We start from the raw sequence: 19,270 nt of genomic DNA, 5'->3' as shown, positions 1-19,270 counted from the left end.
GGGGGAAGGAGGGCGGGACGCGCGGACACGACCAGGGAGCCGTTCCTGTCGGCGTAGACGGGAACGGCGAGGCGGAGCCACTGGTCGGCGGTGCGGGCGAGCAGCGTGACGGTCGCGTTGCTGGCGTCGCGGGCGTCCACTCCGGCGACCTGGACGGACTGAACCTGCATCTTGCCGGCGCCGTTCCAGCCGAATTGGGGGTCGGCGCCGTCGGGCAGGAACGTCCGCAATTGCGCCTCGCGGGCGGGGGCGGTCTTCTGGTCGTAGTTGAGATAGACGTTGGCGAACTGGAGGGCGAAGGCCCCGGCGGCGCTGCTGGGGAACCCGGTGCCCCTCGCGGGTTTGGGACCGGTGGCCGGGGCGGCCGGGTCGTCGTCGGCGGTGAAGCGCTCGAACGGGGCGCGGACGCCGTTGACGAGGATGACGAGGATGAGGGCCCAGAGCACGGCGCGTCCGGCCCACACCCACCAGCGTCCGCCGGATCCGCCCCAGCGGCCGCCGCGCGGGCCGTCGCCGCCGCGTCCGCGTCCGCCGCGCCGGCGGTCGGCCGGGTCGCCGGCGGGCAGGCCCCACGGGTCGGCGGACGAGGCGAGCGCCCGGCCGGGCGCCGCCGTCTCGTCGACGACGGTGGTGTCACGGCCGCGTCCCACGGCCGACCTGCGAGCCATCCTGCCTCCGCTCGCGCCTCGCCCCCGGTCGGCGCGGTCCTGTGTGCCTGGTCGTGTTGCCCGGTGGCCTTTCTGAACCCACCCGGGGCCCAGCGTAACCACGAGCGTCAATTGTTCCAGCGCATCGCAGCGAAGCACAGCCCCGGCACGCGGTTGTGGATAATGCAATCCACCTCAGCAGGAACGGGGAAGATTGCCAAACGGTGACGATCCCCTATCCAAGGCTCCGAACGGTGCGCAGGTCCAGGATCCGGACAAGCACCGCGAGTCGGGAGTTGCTTGGTTACCTGGTGACGTCCCCGACCGCAATTCGTTCCCAAAAGAACCCGGCAAAGTGTCTGTTTCGGGACGTCTATCGTCAAAACGCCCAGCTCATGCGACGCTCACACCGCACCGGCCTCATGGGCCTCAGGAGGAGTCGCAGGGCCCTGCTGTTGTCAAAATCACACAGGTCACGGCCCTGTTCAGATACGCACGGCGGCTGAACGCGCGACCGCCTCGCGCGCACCGGCTAGACGTTGAAGCGGAACTCCACGACGTCGCCGTCCTGCATGACGTAGTCCTTGCCCTCCATGCGGACCTTGCCCGCGGTGCGCGCGGCGGCCATGGACCCGGCGGCGGTGAGATCGTCGTACGAGACGATCTCCGCCTTGATGAAGCCGCGCTGGAAGTCGGTGTGGATGACGCCGGCCGCCTCCGGCGCGGTGGCGCCCTTGCGGATCGTCCAGGCCCGCGACTCCTTGGGGCCCGCCGTCAGGTACGTCTGCAGGCCGAGCGTGGCGAACCCGATCCGGACGAGCTGCGACAACCCCGACTCCTCCTGGCCCATGCCCTGCAGCAGTTCGAGCGCCTCGTCGTCCGGCAGCTCGATCAGCTCGGCCTCGATCTTGGCGTCCAGGAAGATCGCCTCGGCGGGGGCGACCAGGGAGCGCAGGCGCGCGCGCAGAGCCTCGTCGGTCAGCTCGCCCTCGTCGAGGTTGAAGACGTAGAGGAACGGCTTGGCGGTGAGCAGGTGCAGCTCGCGCAGCAGCGCCAGGTCGATGCCGGCGGCCGCGGCGCCCGCGAACAGCGTGACGCCGTCGTCCAGGAGCTTCTGCGCGGCGTTGACGGCGTCGACGACGGCGAGCTTCTCCTTGTCCTTCTTGGTGCGCGCCTCCTTGTCGAGGCGCGGCAGCGCCTTCTCGATCGTCTGGAGGTCGGCCAGGATCAGCTCGGTGTTGATCGTCTCGATGTCGCGGGACGGGGCGACGTCGCCGTCCACATGGGTGACGTCCGGGTCCTCGAACGCGCGGATGACCTGGCAGATCGCGTTGGTCTCCCGGATGTTGGCGAGGAACTTGTTGCCGAGCCCCTGCCCCTCGGACGCGCCCTTGACGATGCCGGCGATGTCCACGAACTCCATCGTCGCCGGGATGATCTTCTGCGAGCCGAAGATCTCCGCCAGCACGGCCAGGCGCGGGTCGGGCACGCCGACCACGCCGACGTTCGGCTCGATGGTCGCGAACGGGTAGTTGGCGGCCAGCGCGTCGTTCTTGGTCAGCGCGTTGAACAGGGTGGACTTGCCGACGTTGGGCAGCCCGGCGATTCCGATGGAGAGGCTCACGGCGGTCAAGTTTATGGGCGTCCGGCCACCCCTTGGGCTGCCCAGATGATCCGATGGGCCGCGGGTTGGTGAACAGTGGGCCAAATGTCCGGGGACGGCAGGAGTCACGGCGCGTCGTGGTCGTCGATCGCGGGCGCGCTGTCACGATGAGGTGATGGACCTCGCGCTGTTCGCCGGACTCCTCGTCGGCGCCGTGTTCGGCGTCGTCGCGGGGTACGCGCTCGCGACGGGCCGGCAGGGCGCGCTGATCGCGCGGGCGCGGGCGGCCGAGGAGAAGCTCGCCTACGCCGAGGAGCGGATGGCCGAGCACTTCGAGAGCCTGTCCGCGAAGGCGCTGGACGCGAGCAACCAGCGGTTCCTGGAGCTGGCGGACGCGCGGCTCAAGGCGGCGGGCGTCGAGGCGGCCGGTGAGCTGCAGCGGCGGCAGCAGGCCGTCGAGCACCTGGTCGCGCCGCTGAAGGAGACGCTCGCGAAGGTGGAGGAGCAGCTCCGCGAGGTCGAGACGGGCCGCCGCGAGTCGCACGCGATGCTGGCCAAGCAGGTCGACTTCGTCCGGCAGAGCTCCGACCAGCTGCGCCGCGAGACGCAGTCGCTCGTCCGGGCGCTGCAGCGGCCCGAGGCGCGCGGGCGGTGGGGCGAGCTCCAGCTCCGCCGCGTCGTGGAGCTGGCCGGGATGACGCACCACTGCGATTTCGACGAGCAGGCCACCGCCGTGACCGTCGACGGGACGGTTCGTCCCGACATGGTGGTGCGGCTGGTCGGCGGCAAGAGCATCGTGGTCGATTCCAAGGTCTCCCTGGCGGCGTACCTGCAGGCCGCCGAGAGCGGTGATGCGGTACGGCTGGACGCGCACGCCCGGCACCTGCGCGACCATGTCGACCGTCTGGCGGCGAAGTCGTACTGGCAGGCGTTCAGCCCGGCGCCGGAGTTCGTCGTCCTGTTCATTCCGGGCGAGGCGTTCCTGGCGCCCGCGCTCGACCGCGATCCCAGCCTGCTGGAGTACGCGATGCGGCGGCGCGTGCACATCGCCACGCCGACGACCCTCATCACCATGCTGCGGACGGCGTCCTACGCATGGCAGCAGGCCGCTCTCTCCAGGAATGCCCGCGCGGTCTTCGATCTCGGCAAGGAGCTGTACGAGCGCCTGGGGACGATGGGGCAGCACGTAGACGAACTGGGCCGCGCGCTGACCGGTGCCATCAAGTCCTACAACCGGACGATCGGAACGCTGGAAACGCGCGTGCTGGTCAGTGCGCGCAAGCTGAACGAGCTGGGCGTGGTCGACGACGACCTGGACGGCGCCCGTCCCGTCGAGGAGAGCCCGCGCGCGCTCTCCGCCGCGGAACTCACCGCACACGACGAACCGTTCGACGCCATGGAGCCCCCAGACGCTTGCGAGGACGCGGACATTAAGGACGACCACATGCCTGAAGAGGATTGGTCCCCGCCTGGATCGGCCGCGGAACCGATAGGTTTCGGCGGACGGGCCATCCCCGAGCAGACTGATCGGCGAAACACCCATGAGCGAAGCGGACCGGGGGGTACGGGAGGTCGTCCCACCCCCGGTGAGGGGTGGCGATGAGTTCATCGACGGTACGCGGCGCGCCGGGCGGCGCCTCGCCGGCCCTGGAGGGTCCAGTGGGACGTGAGCGCGGCGACTCCCCCGCACGGGCGCGCCCGGCGGCCTCGTCCGGCGGCCCGATCAGCCTCACCGGACGCGGCGGCATCGTCGTCATGTTCGCGGCCGGGGTGGTGTGCGGGCTTCTGTCGCGCTGGTTCGGCGTGCCGCTGCTCGCGGGCGGCGGCTTCGCGGTCGGCTGCGCCCTCGCCGCGTTCGCCACGCGTCCCGCCGATCTGCTCACGCTGGTCGTCAGCCCGCCGCTGGTGTTCTTCGCCGCGACGTTCACGGTCGTCTTCGCCACCGCGCTCGGCGACGGGTCGCTGCTGCGCGCCGTGACCGTCGGCGTCATCACCGCGCTCGCGTCCACCGCGCCGTGGCTGTTCTTCGGCACCGTGCTGGTGGTGGTCATCTGCCTGGCCCGCGGGCTCAGGACGAACGTCAGGGAGCTGCGCGACAAGCTCGCCGGGGTCAGGCTCTTCGAGAAGGAGGAGAACGAGAACCCCGTCCGGTGGGACGAGTCCCCCACCACGACCCAGGAACGCCGCCGCCTGCACCACGGCGAGGTGGACTAGAGCACCGGACCCGAACTCAGACGGGCGTGATGGGCAGGGGCTTGCGAAGGTCCTTCCGGAGTTCCTTCGGGAGCGAGAACCGCATGTGCTCCTCCACGGACTCGATCTCCTCCGCCTCGCCGAAGCCGCGCTCGTACAGCCAGGCCAGGACCTCCTGGACCAGCTCGTCCGGGACGGACGCGCCGCTGGTGACACCGACCGTGGCGACGCCGTCCAGCCAGGCCGGGTCGATGTGCTCGGCGTAGTCGACGAGATGGGCGTCGTCGGCGCCGTGCTCCTTGGCGACCTCGACCAGCCGGACGGAGTTGGACGAGTTCACCGAGCCGACCACGATGACGAGCTGGGCCTGCGCCGCCATCTCCTTCACCGCGACCTGCCGGTTCTGCGTGGCGTAGCAGATGTCGTCGGACGGCGGGTCCATCAGGTTGGGGAACCGCTCGCGCAGCTTCTCGACGGTGGCGACCGTCTCGTCCACCGACAGGGTCGTCTGCGACAGCCACGCGACCTTCTCCGGGTCGCGGACGGTGACGTTGGCGACGTCGTCGGGGCCGTCCACGAGATGGACGTGGTCGGGCGCCTCGCCGGTGGTGCCGATGACCTCCTCGTGGCCTTCGTGCCCGATCAGCAGGATGTCGTAGTCGTCGGCGGCGAACCGCACGGCCTCCTTGTGGACCTTGGTGACCAGCGGGCACGTGGCGTCGATGGTGCGCAGGCTCAGGCCCCTGGCCTCCTCGTGGACGGCGGGCGCGACGCCGTGCGCGGAGAACACCACGATGGAGCCCTCGGGGACCTCCTCGGTCTCGTCCACGAAGATCGCGCCCCGTTCCTCCAGCGTCTTGACGACGTGGACGTTGTGGACGATCTGCTTCCGGACGTAGATCGGGGCCCCGTACTTCTCCAGCGCGATCTCGACCGTCTCCACGGCGCGGTCGACGCCCGCGCAGTAACCACGCGGCTTGGCGAGCAGGACACGGCGCTTCGTGTTCGCGGTCATGCGTCTATCGTACGAGTGACGGCTTAGGGCCAGTACAGCGGCGGACGGGGTCCGCCGGGCGGGTGAACACCTCCCGGCGGCGGGACGAAGCCCTGGTGAAGCCCGCGTTGTGATCCACCGCACGCCGCTTTTGGACAGAAATCCATTAACCCGGGGTGACCACGATCGCACCCATGGGGCAGAGTGACATTCGACAAGCCAGTGCCGTACGACCCGATTCGGTGTTCACGTCGGCAGGGAAGAGGAAAGACGATGACGAGATCGCCGCGCCGCCTCAGACAGCAGGTGCAGGACACGGTGGGCGAACAGGTCCGCGACCTTCCGCTGCACGCCGTCCGGCTGGCCATGTTCGGCGTCGGGCGCGCGCTGCTGCTCGGCGACCGGGTGACCCGCGACTACAAGGAGATCACCGAGGGCGGCGGCGTGAAGCCGGTGCTCGGACGGCTGCGCGACGACGTCCAGACCACGGCCGGGAAGGTCGTCGGACGGGTGGCGGAGCGCGTCCGCGGCGAGGCGCCGGCCGGCGGCGAGGAGCGCGCGGACGAGCCCGTCCGCCGCACCCGCGTGGCCGAGCCTCCGGCCCGCCCGAAGCCCGCCGCCGCGGGGAACGCCGCGGGGAACGGTGCCGCCGCCAAGGCCGGCGAGGAGATCTCGATCGGCAAGCCGGGCGCAGGGACGCGGCACACGCCGAAGCACGCCCGCCCGGGGGCGCCGCCGAAGCCCGCGCGGCCCGGCGCGCTGGGCAGGCACCACAAGGCGGCGGAGAAGGAGGGGCCGGTCGCCGAGCCCGCGCCGGACCCGAAGCCGGCCGAGCCTAAGCCGGAGCCCGCGCCGCAGGCCAAGCCCGCGCCGAGCCCGAAGCCCGCCAAACCCGCACCGAGCCCGAAGGCCGCAAAGCCCGCCAAGGCGGCGAAGCCCGACACCGCCAAATCGGCGAAGCCCACCAAGAAGCCCGAGGACGAGGCGGCGTTCGAGCCGAAGCCGGAGACCAAGCCCGCCGCGCAGGCCGAGGCCCAGCGCATCGCGAAGGATCTGCCGGTCCCCGACTACGACAACGCCACGCTGCCTCAGCTCCGCGCGCGCTTGCGCGGCCTGACCGTCGACCAGGTGAAGCTGCTGCGCGAGTACGAGCGCAAGCACGCCGCCCGTGAGGACGTCATAGGCATGTACGAGCGCCGCATAGCCAAGCTCAACGGCACGGGCTGAGCACCAGCTAGGCACAGGCCGAGTCCACTGTTCGTCCGGGGCGGGTGGGGTGCACCGTAGGCTTCCGGCATGGCTATGGAGACCACGGCCGAATCCCCCGTCCCGGTGCGGACGGTCCTGCAGGCGGTGAGCGGCTGGATCGGCAGGCTCGGCCGGATCTGGGTCGAGGGTCAGATCACCGACCTCAACGCCCGCGGCGGGACGGTCTACATGACGCTCCGCGACCCCGTGGCGAACATGTCGGTGCGGGTGGTCGGGCCGCGCGCCGTGTTCGAGGCGGCGGGGCCCGCGGTGACGGACGGGGCGCGCGTCGTCGTCCACGCCAAGCCCGACTTCTGGATCAACCGCGGGACGTTCTCGCTCAGCGTCCTGGAGATCCGGCCGGTCGGCGTCGGCGAGCTGCTCGCCCGGCTGGAGCGGCTCAAGCGGGTGCTGGCCGCCGAGGGCCTGTTCCGGCCGGAGCGCAAGCGCCCGCTCCCGTTCCTGCCCGGCAAGATCGGGCTGATCTGCGGGCGCGACTCCGACGCCGAGCACGACGTCCTGCAGAACGCGCGGCGGCGGTGGCCGGCGGTGGCGTTCCGGGTGGAGAACACCGCGGTGCAGGGGCCGTACGCGGTCGGCGAGGTGATGGAGGCGCTGCGCGCGCTCGACGCCGATCCCGGCATCGATGTGATCATCATCGCGCGGGGCGGCGGCGCGATGGAGGACCTGCTGCCGTTCTCGGACGAGGCGCTCGTCCGCGCGGTCTCCGCGGCCCGCACGCCCGTGGTCAGCGCGATCGGGCACGAGCAGGACGCCCCGATCCTCGACCTGGTCGCGGACGTGCGCGCCTCGACCCCGACGGACGCGGCGAAGAAGGCCGTCCCGGACGTGCGGGAGCAGCTCCAGCTCGTCCGGCAGCTCCGCGACCGGGGGCGGCGCTGCCTGGCGGGCGGCGTGGAGCGGGAGCTGGCGTGGCTGCGGTCGATCAGGTCGCGGCCCGCGCTGGCCGACCCGGTGCGGGAGATCGAACGGCAGTCCGAGCAGGTCATGGCGCTGCGCGACCGGTCGCGGCGGTGCCTGTCCGGTGCGCTGGACCGGGCCGGGGACGAGCTGTCGCACACCCGTGCCCGGCTGCTGGCCCTCTCCCCCGCCGCGACGCTGGAGCGCGGGTACGCGATCGTCCAGCGGGAGGACGGGGCGGTGGTGCGGGAGTCGGCGGCGGTCAAGGACGGCGAGCGGCTTCAGGTCCGGCTGGCCGAAGGCCGCCTCGGCGTGACCGTTTCGGAGCGGGGAGAGTCCTAGGGTGGGGCAGATGGCGGACGAGAAGGGGACGGCCGAGAAGCCGTCGTACGAGCAGGCGCGCGACGAACTGGCGGACGTCGTCAAGCGGCTGGAGGCCGGCGGGCTGACGCTGGAGGAGTCGCTGGCCCTGTGGGAGCGGGGCGAGAAGCTCGCCGCGATCTGCGAGGAGTGGCTCGAAGGCGCCCGTGCCCGGCTGGCGGCCGCGCTGGACAGGCCCGAGAACGGCGAACCCGCCGCGCCCTTCTGAGATCGCCGCGCCCTTCTGAGGATCAGGGGCCGGTGGCGGGGGTCGCCGAGGGGGTCAGGCCGGCGCCGTTCTTGCTCTGCGGTTTGAGCGACGCGGCCAGGATCGTCAGCTCCTCGTAGGACGCCGTGCCGGTCACGACGAGGCTCACGCCGTCCGGGAGGGTCCGGGCGAGGGAGTTCGCCTTCTTGTCCTTGCGGTGGTACTTCGTCCAGACGACGCCGTTGATCTGCTGCGTCCCGACGACCTTGCTGCTGTTGGTCATGCGCGGGACGTACTCGGACGCCTTCTCGTTGCTCTGCTCCAGCGCCGCGTACTCGTCGTTGGGCGTCACGAACCCGAGATGCCAGGCGACGGGCTTCTTTCCGTCGGAGTCCATGCCGTGCAGCCGGGAGCTGGTCGGACGCCACCGCGCCGGCAGCCCTTCCGGCGAGTAGGAGGTGAACGGCGCCTCGTTGCGCATCGCCCACAGCTGCGAGCCGTAGTCGACGGTCGGCAGGAGCTCCTCGTTGCTGCGGGGCGTGATGGCGTAGATCGCCAGGACGACCAGCAGGCACGCGGCCATCGCCATCGTGAAGCCGCCGAGCCCCGTCGTCAGCCGCTTGTGGACGGCCGGGCTCACCTCGACCACGGGCCGCCCGCCCGGAGCCTTCTCGGCGGGGCTCTCGGCGGCGCTTCCGGAGGGGCTTTCGGCGGCGCTTCCGGCGCGGCTCTCGGATACGTCCTCTTCGGTCACCCCTCCAGGATCCCGCACGGTCAGCGCTGCCCCGTACCGGGGTTGGAGATGGTGCCGACGATGGCCATGATCTCGTCGGCGAGCCTGCGGGCGGCGTCCTCGTCGTCCATGAGGGAGATCTCCGACACCGCGCCCGCCATCGCGCCGGTCAGCACCACGACCAGGGCCTCGTCCACGCCCCCGTCGCCGGTGTGGAACAGCGCGGCGCTGCGGCGCGCCCACTTGCCGAGCCGCTGCCGCATGACGCGGTCGAAGCCGGGCGGGCCGTCGCCGGAGATGAACAGCCGGGAGACGTCGCGCTCCGCCAGGCAGCCGTCGAGGTAGGCGCGCGCCCCGGCGAGGAACTGGCGCATCGGGTCGGTCTCGCCCGCCTCGCGGACGGCGTTGATCGCCTTGCGGGTGCGTTCCTGCTGCCCGACCTGGAACTCCTCGAACAGCGTCAGGTACAGGTCGGCCTTGCCGCTGAAGTGGTGGTACAGGCTGCCGACGCTCGCGCCGGCCTTGGCGACGATGTCGGTCACCGCGGCCTGGGCGAAGCCCGACTCGCAGAAGACGTCCCGTGCGGCGGCCAGCAGGGCGCCGCGGGTCGCGGCCCCGCGGTCGGACGTGCGCGCGGGGGCGCCGGCGGTCCCCGTCTCGCCGTTCGGGGTCACCTCGCCGGACGGGACGTCGATGTGGCTGCTCATGTCGCCTGAGATTACGCCCTCTCCCAAGGGGAAACGATCCCTTGCCAGTGCGACCGCGGAATCCGGCACCCCGCCGGAGGCGCCGCGCCGGACGCGCCGCCGTGCCGGTACGCGCGCCGGTACGACCCGTGACCCCGGCTGGTCTGGTCCAATTTGTGGCCGGGCGTCCGGTCCACGGAGAATCCGGGTCAAACACCGACGCCGGGCCGACACCGACCGCCGGGTCGCCACCGACCGAAGGGCTGGGCCGCCATGTCCGATGAGACCGCCGTTTCCTCTCCGCTCACGACCGAGCCCGAGGCCCCGGACCGCAACCTGGCGATGGAACTGGTCCGGGTGACCGAGGCCGCCGCGATGGCCGCCGCCCGCTGGGTCGGCCGCGGCGACAAGAACGGCGCCGACGGGGCCGCCGTGAACGCCATGCGCCAGCTGATCAACACCGTGTCCATGCAGGGCGTCGTGGTGATCGGCGAGGGCGAGAAGGACAACGCGCCGATGCTGTTCAACGGCGAGGAGGTCGGGGACGGCTCCGGCGCCGAGTGCGACGTCGCGGTCGACCCTGTGGACGGGACGCGGCTGACCGCGCTCGGCATGAACAACGCGATCGCGGTGCTGTCGGTGGCGCCGCGCGGGTCGATGTTCGACCCGTCCGCCGTGTTCTACATGGAGAAGCTGGTGACCGGCCCGGAGGCGGCGGACGCCGTCGACATCGAGCGTCCGATCGCCGACAACATCCGCGCGGTCGCCCGCGCGAAGGGCTCGTCGCCGCAGGACGTGACCGTCTGCATCCTGGACCGTCCGCGGCACGAGGGCATCGTCAAGGAGGTCCGCGAGGCCGGGGCGCGGATCAAGTTCATCCTGGACGGCGACGTGGCCGGCGCGATCATGGCGTCCCGTCCGGGGACGGGCGTCGACGTGCTGCTCGGCATCGGCGGCACCCCGGAGGGCATCATCGCGGCGTGCGCGATCAAGGCGCTGGGCGGCGTGATCCAGGGGCGGCTGTGGCCGCAGGACGACGAGGAGCGGCAGCGGGCGGCGGACGCCGGGCACGAGCCGGGCAAGGTGCTGACGACCGACGACCTGGTGACCTCGGACGACGTGTTCTTCGCCGCGACCGGCATCACGGACGGCGAACTCGTCGACGGCGTCCGCTACAGCAAGGGCACGGCCGTGACGCATTCGCTGGTCATGCGCTCCCGCAGCGGGACGATCCGGACGATCGACAGCGAGCACCAGCTCAGCAAGCTCCGCGCCTACAGCGCCATCAACTTCGACACGGCGGTGTAGCGGGCCCGCGGGCGGATCGGGCTCAGCCGCCGCGGGTGAAGCGGTCGCGGACGCGTGCGCGCAGGGTGCGCTTCGGCGCCCGGACGCGGACCGAGCCGAAGATCATCGTGCCGCCGACCTCGATCGTGGGGCCGTCGGCGACGGGACGGGCGCGGAGGTCGCGGGTGCTGAGGATGGTGCGTCCGGTGACGTCCACGCGGACGCCGTCGGGGACGAGCAGCCGGATCCGGCCGCCGAGGACCATCGAGTCGACCACGATGTGGCGGCGCTGCAGGACGGCCTCGCGCAGGTCCAGCTCGACCGTGCCGAACAGGGCGAGCAGCGGGAGCTTCACGGGGACGACCCAGCGCCCGTCCCGGCGGGTGCGGCCGAAGAAGACCGTGACGGGACGGTCGTCCACGAGGATGGGCTGGGCCTCCTCGGGGCTGAGGTCGACAGTGAGGCCGGTGAGCTCGCCCAGCGTGCGGGCGGCGTAGGCGCGGGCGGTGCGGTCGGCGTGCTCGTCGGCGGTGAGCCGGCCGTCCGCGAAGGCCTCGCCGAGGACGGCGGCGACCCGTTCCCGGTCGGCGTCGGACGCGCGCAGGTCGCGGACGCGCGTAGCCTTCGCGTCGGCGGGGCGCGGCCGGGCATCTCGCTGGGGGACGTCCACACCATGAGGTTAGCCGCAGGCGGCCGATCCGCCCCACGGAAAACCAGTGGGGTTATGTCCGATTATTTCCCTAGTGTGAGAGGCATGACCGTGCAACGTGCGCAGCTCGCGGCTGCCCGGGAGAGCTCCGCCACGGCGGCGATCAGCCTTCGCGGCGTGGTGAAGCGCTTCGGCGACTTCACCGCCGTGGACGGGCTCGACCTGGAGGTCCCCGCGGGCATCTGCATGGGACTGCTGGGGCCGAACGGCGCCGGCAAGTCGACCACCATGAAGATGCTGACCGCGCAGGCGATCGCCACCGAGGGCAGCATCCGCGTGCTGGGCTTCAGCGTCCCGCGGGAGTCCAAGCGCGCGCGGGCCGCGATGGGCGTCGTCCCGCAGCAGGACAACCTCGACGAGGAGCTGACCGCCCGCGAGAACCTGGAGGTGTTCGCGCACCTGTACCGGGTGCCGCGCCGGGCGCGCAGGCAGGCGGTGGACGACGCGCTGGCGCTCGCGCACCTGACCGAGCGGCAGCTCACCAAGGTGGACGACCTGTCCGGCGGCATGCGGCGGCGGCTGCTGATCGCCCGCGGGCTGGTGCACCGGCCCGCGCTCGTCCTGCTGGACGAGCCGACCGTCGGCCTGGACCCGCAGGTGCGCGCGGAACTGTGGGGGCTGATCGACGGGCTGCGCGCCGGGGGCACGACCGTGCTGATGTCGACGCACTACATCGAGGAGGCCGAGCGGCTGGCGGACGAGTGCGCGCTGATGTCGCACGGCCGCGTCATCGCCCGCGGCTCCCCGTCGGACCTGGTGGCCGAGTACGCGGGCGACCGGGTCATCGAGCACTACGGGCCGCCCGACCGGCTGATGGAGGTGGAGCGGCTGGCGAAGGCGGCCGGGCTGCCCACGCGCCGCACCGGCCCTTCGGTGTCGGTGCTGAAGGCCGAGACGATCGCGCCGTCCCTGGAGGACGAGCTGGGCCCGGACGGCGTCCGCCGCGCCGCCAACCTCGAGGACGTGTTCGTGATCCTGACCGGGGAGCGTGTGGAATGAGCGAAGCGAGCCGGGGGGCGCGGGGGGTCGTTCCCCCCGCAGGGAGGCAGGAATGAGCGTGGAGGCCCGCGTGGAGCGGGCGCCGCGGTTGCGGCGGTTCGAGTTCGCGCCGGTGCGGGGCATCTGGCGGCACGAGCTGGCCCTGTACAAGCGGTACTGGAAGTCGCAGTCGTTCGCCTCGATGGTGGAGCCGACGTTCTTCCTGCTCGCCTTCGGCTACGGGTTCGGATCGATGGTCGCGGTGATCGGGAACTACCGGTACCTGGACTTCGTCGCGACGGGCGTCGTCGGCACGGCAGCGCTGTTCACGTCCGTGTTCCCGGGGATGTTCAACGGCTACATCAGGCGCGTGTTCCAGCACACCTACGACGGGATGCTCGCCGCGCCGGTGGACGTCCACGAGCTGGTGACGGCCGAGGCCCTGTGGATCGCGGCGAAGTCGTCGGTGTACTCGTGCACGCCGATCGTCGTGGGGATGTTCTTCGGCCTCGACCCCGCGTTCGGGATGCTGCTGGTGCCGTTCGTGACGTTCTTCACCGCGCTCGGCTTCGGCCTGTTCGGGATGTGGACGTCCTCGGTGGTCCCGTCGATCAACTCGTTCGACTACGTGATCACCGGTGTGGTGACGCCGCTGTTCCTGATCGCCGGGACGTTCTTCCCGATCGATTCGCTGCCGGGCTGGGCGCAGAACGTCTCGTACCTCAACCCGCTCTACCACTGCGTGGAGCTGGTCCGGGACGCGGTCTTCGGCCTGGACCCGCTGGCCGATCTGGGGCATCTGGGCGCCCTGATGGTGTTCGCGGCGCTGATGTGGCTCATCGCGGTCCGCGGGATGCGCAAGCGCCTCATCGACTGACCGTCCTCCAGCCCCCGCCCGCGAGGTACGCTGACGCGAATCTTCTTCACATTGCGTGCCGCAGAGAGGTGGGCCGCGTGGGTCAGGGCAGCGCCGGAATCACCGCGCGTGACCGCCGTGCTCGGTTCTCCGCCTACGCGGCGTTCGCCGTCCAGGGGCTCTGCTTCGCGTCCCTGGTGACGCAGGTCCCGCAGATGCAGAAGGCCCACCATCTCAGCGACGCCACCCTGTCGCTGGTGCTGCTGATGGTGCCGCTGATCGCCGGGGTGGGCAGCGTCGCGTCCGGCGCCCTGTTCCAGCGGCTCGGCAGCGGGCCGGTGCTGCGCGTCTCCCAGCCCGCGGTCGCCGTCACGATCGCCCTGATCGGCCTCACCGGGGACAATGACATCGCGCTGTACGTCGCCGTCGCGGCGTTCGGCCTGTTCGTCGGCGCGGTGGACGCCTCGATGAACGCCCAGGCCATCGCGGTCGAACGCCGCTACGGCGTCAGCCTGATCACCGGCTTCTACGCGGTGTGGAGCGTCGCCGGGATCCTCGGCGGGCTCTGGGCGTCCCTCACCAACAAGATCGACCTGTCGCTGTTCACGGGGTTCGCGATCGCCGCCGCCATCGGGATCGCCGTGTCGCTCGCCACCGGGCACCGGCTCTACGCCCGCGCCGAAGAAGGCGACGGGCCCACCCCCGAGGAGCTCAAGGCCGCCGGACGGAGCGTCCCGTGGCGGCCGATCCTCATCGTCGGCGCCGCGATGGCCGTCGCCTACCTCGCCGACTCCGCGATCTCCAGCTACGGCGCGAAGTACCTGGACGACGAGCTGTCCGGCAGCGACTGGATCGCGCCGCTCGGATACGTCGCGTACCAGATCGCCATGGTGGTCAGCCGTGCCGTCGCGGACCTCGCCGTCCGCCGCTCCGGGCCCGTGCGGGTCGTGCGGCTCGGCGGCGCCGTCGGGATCGTGGGCATGGCCGGCGTGGTCGCGGCGCCGAACGCGGCCGTCGCCATCGCCGCGTTCGCGGTCGCCGGGCTCGGCCTGGCGGTGATCGCCCCGGTCTCGTTCTCCGCGGCCGGACGCGTCGACCCGACCGGCCTCGGCGTGGCGGTGGCCCGCGTGAACATCTTCAACTACGTCGGGTTCGTCCTGGGAGCGGCCGTCGTCGGCGCCATCGCCCCGCTCAGCGATGACCACGGCCTGCGCCTGGCGTTCATCGTCCCCACGGCGCTCATCCTGGTCGTGTTCGTCACCGCGAAGGGGTTCGATCCCGTCCCGGTCAAAGGCGCCCGGCCGGACTCCCCCACGATGGAACGGCCCGTCGCCTGACGCGCGCGGCGGCCACGTCCCGCAACGTTCAAGCCCCCGCCCGTACGAGGACAGGGGCCTGGACGACGACGGTCAGGCGTCTTCGAGCGCGACGACGGCGCGTTCGCCTTCGGCCAGGGCCTGCTCCGGGGTCAGGTCCTGCAGCGCACGGCTCAGGGCCACCTCGGCGGCGTCGGCCGCGGCCCGGAGGGTCACGGCGTGCTCCTGCGCCCTTTCGAGGTCGCCCAGGCCGACACAGTCGAAGGCCACCTGCGCGTCGTGGCCCGCCATCTTCAGCTGCCGCGCGGCCTCTTCGAGACTCATGAACAACTCCTACCTCGGGGATGCTTGTTCTACCCTTCGGCAACGTCCATAACCGCTTGGCCCAGCAGTTGGGCGGCTTTGACCAGGCGGGGCTCGGTAAGGCCCGCGTAGCCGAGGACGAGGGCGGGTGTGGCGTGGCCCGCGCGTCCCGGCGACCACATGGGACGGGCGCCCGCGACGGCCACACCGGACCGCGCGGCGCGGGCCACGACCGCGTCCTCGTCGCTCCCCCGGGGAAGTTCCACGTAGAGGTGGATGCCCGCTGAGACGCCGCGAACCACGGCGCCGGGCATCCGGGAGTTCAGCGCCCCGGCCAGCGCGTCCCGCCGGGCCCGGTAGCGCCGCCGCATCGTGCGCAGGTGCCGGTCGTATCCGCCGCTCCTGATCAGCTCGGCGAGGGCGTACTGCTCCAGGACGGGCGCGCCGAGGTCGGTCGTGCCGCGGTGGTCGCGGAGCCGCTTGGCGAGTGCCGGGGACGCGACGGCCCAGCCGAGGCGGAGCGCCGGCGCGAGGGACTTGCTCACCGAGCCGAGCAGCACGACCCGGTCGGGGTCGACGCCCTGGAGGCAGCCGACGGGCTCGCGGTCGTAGCGGAACTCGGCGTCGTAGTCGTCCTCCAGGATCAGGCCGTCGACGTCCCGCGCCCAGGCGATCAGGTCGGCGCGCCGGGACGGGGACAGCACGACGCCGGTCGGGTACTGGTGCGCGGGCGTGACGAGGACGGCCCGCGCCCCGGTGCGGGCGAGCGCGGCGACGTCCAGCCCGTCGGCGTCGACGGGGACGCGGATCACCCGCAGGCCGGACGCGTCCAGCATCGGCAGCTGCCGGTCGCTGGTCGGGTCCTCGACGGCGAGCAGCGTGTGCCCGCTCGCCCGCAGCAGCCGCAGCAGCGCGGACAGGCCCTGCGCCACCCCGTTCATGATCACGACGCGGCGGGGGTCGGCGTGCGCGGCGCGGACCCGGCCGAGGTAGCCGGCCAGCTCGGCGCGCAGCGCCGGGACGCCGCCGGGATCGGGGTAGGTGAGCGCGTCGTGCGGCAGCGTGCGCAGCGCGGCGCGGGCCGCCGAGATCCAGCGCTCGCGCGGGAACGCCGACAGGTCCGGCTTGCCCGGCCACAGGTCGTAGGCGGGCGGGGGCGCGGGGTCCGGCCGCTGCTCCCGGGACGGGCCGGGCACGCCGTTCGACGAGGCCGGGGACGCCTCGTCGGGACGGGCCAGCGGCGCGATGCGGGTGCCGTCGCCGCGCCGGGCGACCAGGAACCCCTCGGCGGTCAGCTGCTCGTAGGCGGCGACGACGACGCCGCGGGAGACGTCCAGATCGCGCGCCAGGTCGCGGCTCGACGGCAGCCTCGTCCCGGCGGTGAGCCGGCCCGTGCGCACGGCGGTGCGGAAACCTGCGGCGATCTGCGCGGCGAGCCGGCCTGCTGACCGGTCGAGCGGGAGATGAAGGTCGGTCACATGACTCTCAGCGTCAAGAGGGAGTGCGAACGTCACGGACCGCGCAATGGTCCATGCTTTGACTCGGCCATTGGCTCTGTCCGATGGACCAAGCGGGATTCTAGCGTTCCATCCATGAACACTTCTCACAGGCGGGGCATGGCCGGGGCCGGATCGGCGATGTTCCTCGTCGGGACGCTGACCGCCGTGTCCGCGACGATCGCCGACTATCCGGTGTTCGGCGGCCAGGCCGCGCGGTACACGGTCGCCGCGCTGGTGCTGCTGGCCGTGGTCCGGTTCGCCGGCGGCCCTGCGCGGCGCCCGTCCCCGCGGGACTGGCTGCTGCTGGCGGCCCTGGCCGGGACGGGCCTGGTGGCGTTCAACGTCTGCATCGTCGCGGCCACCCAGGACACGAGCCCCGCCACGATCGGCACGGTGATCGCGACGGTGCCGATCGTGCTGGCGCTGATCGGCCCGCTGCTGGACGGACGCCGTCCCGCCCCGGCGCTCGTGCTGGCGGCGTGCGTGGTCGCCGCCGGGGCCGCGCTCGCCAACGGGCTGGGCGGCGGCAGCCTCCGCGGGCTGCTGCTGTCGCTCGGCGCGCTCGCCGGAGAGGTGTGCTTCTCGCTGCTGGCCGTCCCACTGCTGCCCCGGCTGGGCCCGCTGCGGGTCTCGGCCTACTCCGCCGCACTGGCCGCGCCGATGCTGCTGGCCGTCGGCCTCGCCGTGGACGGCACGGCGGTCCTCCGCACCCCCACGGCCGGTGAGCTGGCGGGCTTCACCTACCTGTCCGTGGTCGTCACCACGATCGCGTTCCTGCTCTGGTACAGCGCCATCGGACGGCTCGGCGCCGACCGGGCCGGGCTGTTCGCGGGCCTGATCCCGGTCAGCGCGGTGCTCACGACGGTGGCGCTCGGCATCGACCGTCCCGGCGCGGCCGACCTCACGGGCGCCGCGCTGGTCGCCGTGGGCGTCGTCCTCGGCCTGCGCGCCCGTGTCGCCCCCCGTGAACCGGCGCTTTCCGAGGAGCCCGTCGCCCCACGTGAACCGGCGCTTCCCCAGCCCGTAACCTGTGATTCCGTAGACACCGCCCCCATCGGAATCGCGCGAGGATCTGCCTGAGATGCCTGAGTTCTCCTTCACCGACCTGCTGCCGCTCGGCCCGGACGAGACCGACTACCGGCTCCTGACCTCCGGCGGGGTCTCCACGTTCGAGGCCAATGGACGGACGTTCCTCCAGGTCGAGCCGGAGGCTCTGCGGCTGCTCACCGAGACCGCGATGCGCGACATCTCGCACCTGCTGCGTCCCGCGCACCTGGCGCAGCTCCGCCGGATCCTGGACGACCCCGAGGCGTCCCCCAACGACCGGTTCGTGGCGCTGGACCTGCTGAAGAACGCGGGCATCTCGTCCGGCGGCGTCCTGCCCATGTGCCAGGACACCGGGACCGCGATCGTGATGGGCAAGCGCGGCCAGCACGTCCTGACGGACGGGAACGACGAGGAGCACATCTCGCGCGGCGTGTACGACGCGTACACGAAGCTGAACCTGCGCTACTCGCAGATGGCCCCGGTGACGATGTGGGACGAGAAGAACACCGGCAGCAACCTGCCCGCGCAGATCGAGCTGTACGCGTCCCCCGGCGAGGCGTACAAGTTCCTGTTCATGGCCAAGGGCGGCGGCAGCGCGAACAAGTCGTTCCTCTACCAGGAGACGAAGGCCGTCCTGAACCCGAAGCGGATGATGTCGTTCCTGGAGGAGAAGATCCGCTCGCTCGGCACGGCCGCGTGCCCGCCGTACCACCTGGCGATCGTGGTCGGCGGGACGTCCGCCGAGTACGCGCTGAAGACCGCCAAGTACGCGTCCGCCCACTACCTGGACGCGATGCCCACGGAGGGCTCGCCGCTCGGGCACGGGTTCCGCGATCTTGAGCTGGAGCTCCAGGTGTTCGAGCTGACGCAGAAGCTCGGCATCGGCGCGCAGTTCGGCGGCAAGTACTTCTGCCACGACGTCCGCGTGATCCGGCTGCCGCGGCACGGCGCGTCCTGCCCGGTGGCGATCGCGGTGTCGTGCAGCGCCGACCGGCAGGCGCTCGCGAAGATCACGGCGGAGGGCGTGTTCCTGGAGCGGCTGGAGACCGACCCGGCCCAGTACCTGCCCGAGACGACCGACGAGCACCTCGACGAGAACGTCGTCCAGATCGATCTGAACCGTCCGATGGCGGAGATCCGGGCCGAGCTGACCAAGTACCCGGTGAAGACGCGGCTGTCGCTGACCGGCCCGCTGGTCGTGGCGCGCGACATCGCCCACGCCAAGATCAAGGAGCGGCTGGACGCGGGCGAGCCCATGCCGCAGTACCTGCGCGACCACGCCGTCTACTACGCGGGCCCGGCCAAGACGCCGGAGGGCTACGCGTCCGGCTCGTTCGGTCCCACCACGGCCGGGCGCATGGACTCCTACGTCGAGCAGTTCCAGGCCGCCGGCGGCTCGCTCGTCATGCTGGCGAAGGGCAACCGCTCAAAGCAGGTCACCGACGCCTGCAAGGAGCACGGCGGCTTCTACCTCGGCTCGATCGGCGGCCCCGCCGCCCGCCTCGCCCAGGACTGCATCAAGAAGGTGGACGTCCTGGAGTACCCGGAACTCGGCATGGAGGCCGTCTGGAAGATCGAGGTCGAGGACTTCCCGGCGTTCATCGTCGTGGACGACAAGGGCGAGGACTTCTTCGCCGATACCACAGGCCCCGTCCTGACCATAGGCAGACGCTGACAAACGC

General features: G+C 71.9%; 19 protein-coding genes. 11 read left to right on the top strand and 8 right to left on the bottom strand.

Features of this window, described 5'->3' with window-relative positions:
- Both E1287_RS22960 and ychF read right to left on the bottom strand, forming a co-directional pair.
- The coding region (locus E1287_RS22960) for a conjugal transfer protein (protein ID WP_131967105.1) at window positions 1-668 on the bottom strand (668 nt) is incomplete at its 3' end.
- A 511-nt stretch (window positions 669-1,179) separates the two neighbouring features.
- A complete protein-coding gene (gene ychF, locus E1287_RS22955; protein WP_131967104.1) occupies window positions 1,180-2,271 on the bottom strand; it encodes a redox-regulated ATPase YchF in 1,092 nt (363 codons plus the stop codon).
- A gap of 154 nt (window positions 2,272-2,425) precedes the next feature.
- On the opposite strand from ychF, the gene rmuC reads away from it, so the two are divergent.
- Window positions 2,426-3,853, top strand: a complete 1,428-nt coding sequence (rmuC, locus tag E1287_RS22950; protein ID WP_131967103.1) for a DNA recombination protein RmuC — start codon at window positions 2,426-2,428, stop codon at window positions 3,851-3,853.
- Complete coding sequence (locus E1287_RS22945; RefSeq protein WP_243719340.1) at window positions 3,850-4,464, top strand: DUF6542 domain-containing protein; 615 nt, start codon at window positions 3,850-3,852, stop codon at window positions 4,462-4,464. The genes rmuC and E1287_RS22945 overlap by 4 nt, the downstream gene beginning before the upstream one ends.
- Before the next feature lie 16 nt (window positions 4,465-4,480).
- Here E1287_RS22945 and E1287_RS22940 read toward each other — a convergent pair whose 3' ends face one another.
- Window positions 4,481-5,458, bottom strand: coding sequence for a 4-hydroxy-3-methylbut-2-enyl diphosphate reductase (locus E1287_RS22940; RefSeq protein ID WP_131967102.1), 978 nt, complete (start codon window positions 5,456-5,458; stop codon window positions 4,481-4,483).
- A gap of 252 nt (window positions 5,459-5,710) precedes the next feature.
- Between E1287_RS22940 and E1287_RS22935 the strand changes: the two genes are divergently transcribed.
- The 3 genes from E1287_RS22935 to E1287_RS22925 all read left to right on the top strand — a co-directional run bounded on the left by E1287_RS22935 (window position 5,711) and on the right by E1287_RS22925 (window position 8,195).
- Complete coding sequence (locus E1287_RS22935; RefSeq protein WP_131967101.1) at window positions 5,711-6,664, top strand: hypothetical protein; 954 nt, start codon at window positions 5,711-5,713, stop codon at window positions 6,662-6,664.
- A gap of 69 nt (window positions 6,665-6,733) precedes the next feature.
- Window positions 6,734-7,948 carry an exodeoxyribonuclease VII large subunit gene (gene xseA / locus E1287_RS22930; protein ID WP_131967100.1) on the top strand — a complete coding sequence of 405 codons (1,215 nt, stop codon included), beginning with the start codon at window positions 6,734-6,736 and terminating at the stop codon, window positions 7,946-7,948.
- 10 nt (window positions 7,949-7,958) lie between these two features.
- Complete coding sequence (locus E1287_RS22925; RefSeq protein WP_131967099.1) at window positions 7,959-8,195, top strand: exodeoxyribonuclease VII small subunit; 237 nt, start codon at window positions 7,959-7,961, stop codon at window positions 8,193-8,195.
- Window positions 8,196-8,217: 22 nt separating this feature from the next.
- On the opposite strand, the gene E1287_RS22920 is transcribed toward E1287_RS22925, so the two are convergent.
- Both E1287_RS22920 and E1287_RS22915 read right to left on the bottom strand, forming a co-directional pair.
- Window positions 8,218-8,928 carry a DUF4245 domain-containing protein gene (locus tag E1287_RS22920; protein WP_243719339.1) on the bottom strand — a complete coding sequence of 237 codons (711 nt, stop codon included), beginning with the start codon at window positions 8,926-8,928 and terminating at the stop codon, window positions 8,218-8,220.
- 20 nt (window positions 8,929-8,948) lie between these two features.
- Entirely contained in the window at window positions 8,949-9,614 is a 666-nt protein-coding gene (locus E1287_RS22915; protein ID WP_131967097.1) for a TetR/AcrR family transcriptional regulator, read from the bottom strand.
- Window positions 9,615-9,866: 252 nt separating this feature from the next.
- Between E1287_RS22915 and glpX the strand changes: the two genes are divergently transcribed.
- Entirely contained in the window at window positions 9,867-10,901 is a 1,035-nt protein-coding gene (gene glpX, locus E1287_RS22910; protein ID WP_131967096.1) for a class II fructose-bisphosphatase, read from the top strand.
- Between the two features lie 22 nt (window positions 10,902-10,923).
- Here glpX and E1287_RS22905 read toward each other — a convergent pair whose 3' ends face one another.
- Entirely contained in the window at window positions 10,924-11,550 is a 627-nt protein-coding gene (locus E1287_RS22905; RefSeq protein ID WP_131967095.1) for a DUF1707 domain-containing protein, read from the bottom strand.
- Between the two features lie 84 nt (window positions 11,551-11,634).
- Between E1287_RS22905 and E1287_RS22900 the strand changes: the two genes are divergently transcribed.
- The 3 genes from E1287_RS22900 (at window position 11,635) to E1287_RS22890 (ending at window position 14,760) form a co-directional block, all read left to right on the top strand.
- A complete protein-coding gene (locus E1287_RS22900; RefSeq protein ID WP_207934396.1) occupies window positions 11,635-12,588 on the top strand; it encodes an ABC transporter ATP-binding protein in 954 nt (317 codons plus the stop codon).
- A 52-nt stretch (window positions 12,589-12,640) separates the two neighbouring features.
- Window positions 12,641-13,444, top strand: a complete 804-nt coding sequence (locus E1287_RS22895) for an ABC transporter permease (RefSeq protein ID WP_131967094.1) — start codon at window positions 12,641-12,643, stop codon at window positions 13,442-13,444.
- 77 nt (window positions 13,445-13,521) lie between these two features.
- Window positions 13,522-14,760 carry an MFS transporter gene (locus E1287_RS22890; protein ID WP_243719337.1) on the top strand — a complete coding sequence of 413 codons (1,239 nt, stop codon included), beginning with the start codon at window positions 13,522-13,524 and terminating at the stop codon, window positions 14,758-14,760.
- Window positions 14,761-14,832: 72 nt separating this feature from the next.
- Here the strand turns inward: E1287_RS22890 and E1287_RS22885 are convergent, their stop codons facing one another.
- On the bottom strand, window positions 14,833-15,063 hold the full coding sequence (locus E1287_RS22885) for a hypothetical protein (protein WP_131967093.1): 231 nt from the start codon (window positions 15,061-15,063) through the stop codon (window positions 14,833-14,835).
- Window positions 15,064-15,092: 29 nt separating this feature from the next.
- Window positions 15,093-16,520, bottom strand: a complete 1,428-nt coding sequence (locus tag E1287_RS22880) for a PLP-dependent aminotransferase family protein (RefSeq protein WP_131967092.1) — start codon at window positions 16,518-16,520, stop codon at window positions 15,093-15,095.
- A gap of 114 nt (window positions 16,521-16,634) precedes the next feature.
- Here E1287_RS22880 and E1287_RS22875 point away from each other — a divergent pair, with 114 nt between their 5' ends.
- Together E1287_RS22875 and E1287_RS22870 are read left to right on the top strand one after the other, a co-directional pair.
- Complete coding sequence (locus E1287_RS22875; RefSeq protein WP_131967091.1) at window positions 16,635-17,621, top strand: DMT family transporter; 987 nt, start codon at window positions 16,635-16,637, stop codon at window positions 17,619-17,621.
- 1 nt (window position 17,622) lies between these two features.
- Window positions 17,623-19,263: a fumarate hydratase gene (locus E1287_RS22870; protein ID WP_131967090.1), complete on the top strand. Its 1,641-nt coding sequence runs from the start codon at window positions 17,623-17,625 to the stop codon at window positions 19,261-19,263.
- The last annotated feature ends 7 nt before the right edge of the window (window positions 19,264-19,270 follow it).

Source organism: Actinomadura sp. KC06, assembly GCF_004348735.1.
Taxonomy (GTDB): domain Bacteria; phylum Actinomycetota; class Actinomycetes; order Streptosporangiales; family Streptosporangiaceae; genus Spirillospora.
The sequence above is the reverse complement of the archived record's forward strand: the minus strand, read 5'-3'. Positions and strand labels throughout refer to the sequence as shown.

Coding starts and splice junctions, on each gene's coding strand:
- E1287_RS22885 (WP_131967093.1), bottom strand. CDS start 15,063: ATGAGTCTCGAAGAGGCCGCGCGGCAGCTGAAGATGGCGGGCCACGAC.
- E1287_RS22900 (WP_207934396.1), top strand. CDS start 11,635: ATGACCGTGCAACGTGCGCAGCTCGCGGCTGCCCGGGAGAGCTCCGCC.
- E1287_RS22870 (WP_131967090.1), top strand. CDS start 17,623: ATGCCTGAGTTCTCCTTCACCGACCTGCTGCCGCTCGGCCCGGACGAG.
- E1287_RS22895 (WP_131967094.1), top strand. CDS start 12,641: ATGAGCGTGGAGGCCCGCGTGGAGCGGGCGCCGCGGTTGCGGCGGTTC.
- E1287_RS22875 (WP_131967091.1), top strand. CDS start 16,635: ATGAACACTTCTCACAGGCGGGGCATGGCCGGGGCCGGATCGGCGATG.
- glpX (WP_131967096.1), top strand. CDS start 9,867: ATGTCCGATGAGACCGCCGTTTCCTCTCCGCTCACGACCGAGCCCGAG.
- rmuC (WP_131967103.1), top strand. CDS start 2,426: ATGGACCTCGCGCTGTTCGCCGGACTCCTCGTCGGCGCCGTGTTCGGC.
- E1287_RS22940 (WP_131967102.1), bottom strand. CDS start 5,458: ATGACCGCGAACACGAAGCGCCGTGTCCTGCTCGCCAAGCCGCGTGGT.
- E1287_RS22925 (WP_131967099.1), top strand. CDS start 7,959: ATGGCGGACGAGAAGGGGACGGCCGAGAAGCCGTCGTACGAGCAGGCG.
- E1287_RS22935 (WP_131967101.1), top strand. CDS start 5,711: ATGACGAGATCGCCGCGCCGCCTCAGACAGCAGGTGCAGGACACGGTG.
- xseA (WP_131967100.1), top strand. CDS start 6,734: ATGGCTATGGAGACCACGGCCGAATCCCCCGTCCCGGTGCGGACGGTC.
- E1287_RS22915 (WP_131967097.1), bottom strand. CDS start 9,614: ATGAGCAGCCACATCGACGTCCCGTCCGGCGAGGTGACCCCGAACGGC.
- E1287_RS22945 (WP_243719340.1), top strand. CDS start 3,850: ATGAGTTCATCGACGGTACGCGGCGCGCCGGGCGGCGCCTCGCCGGCC.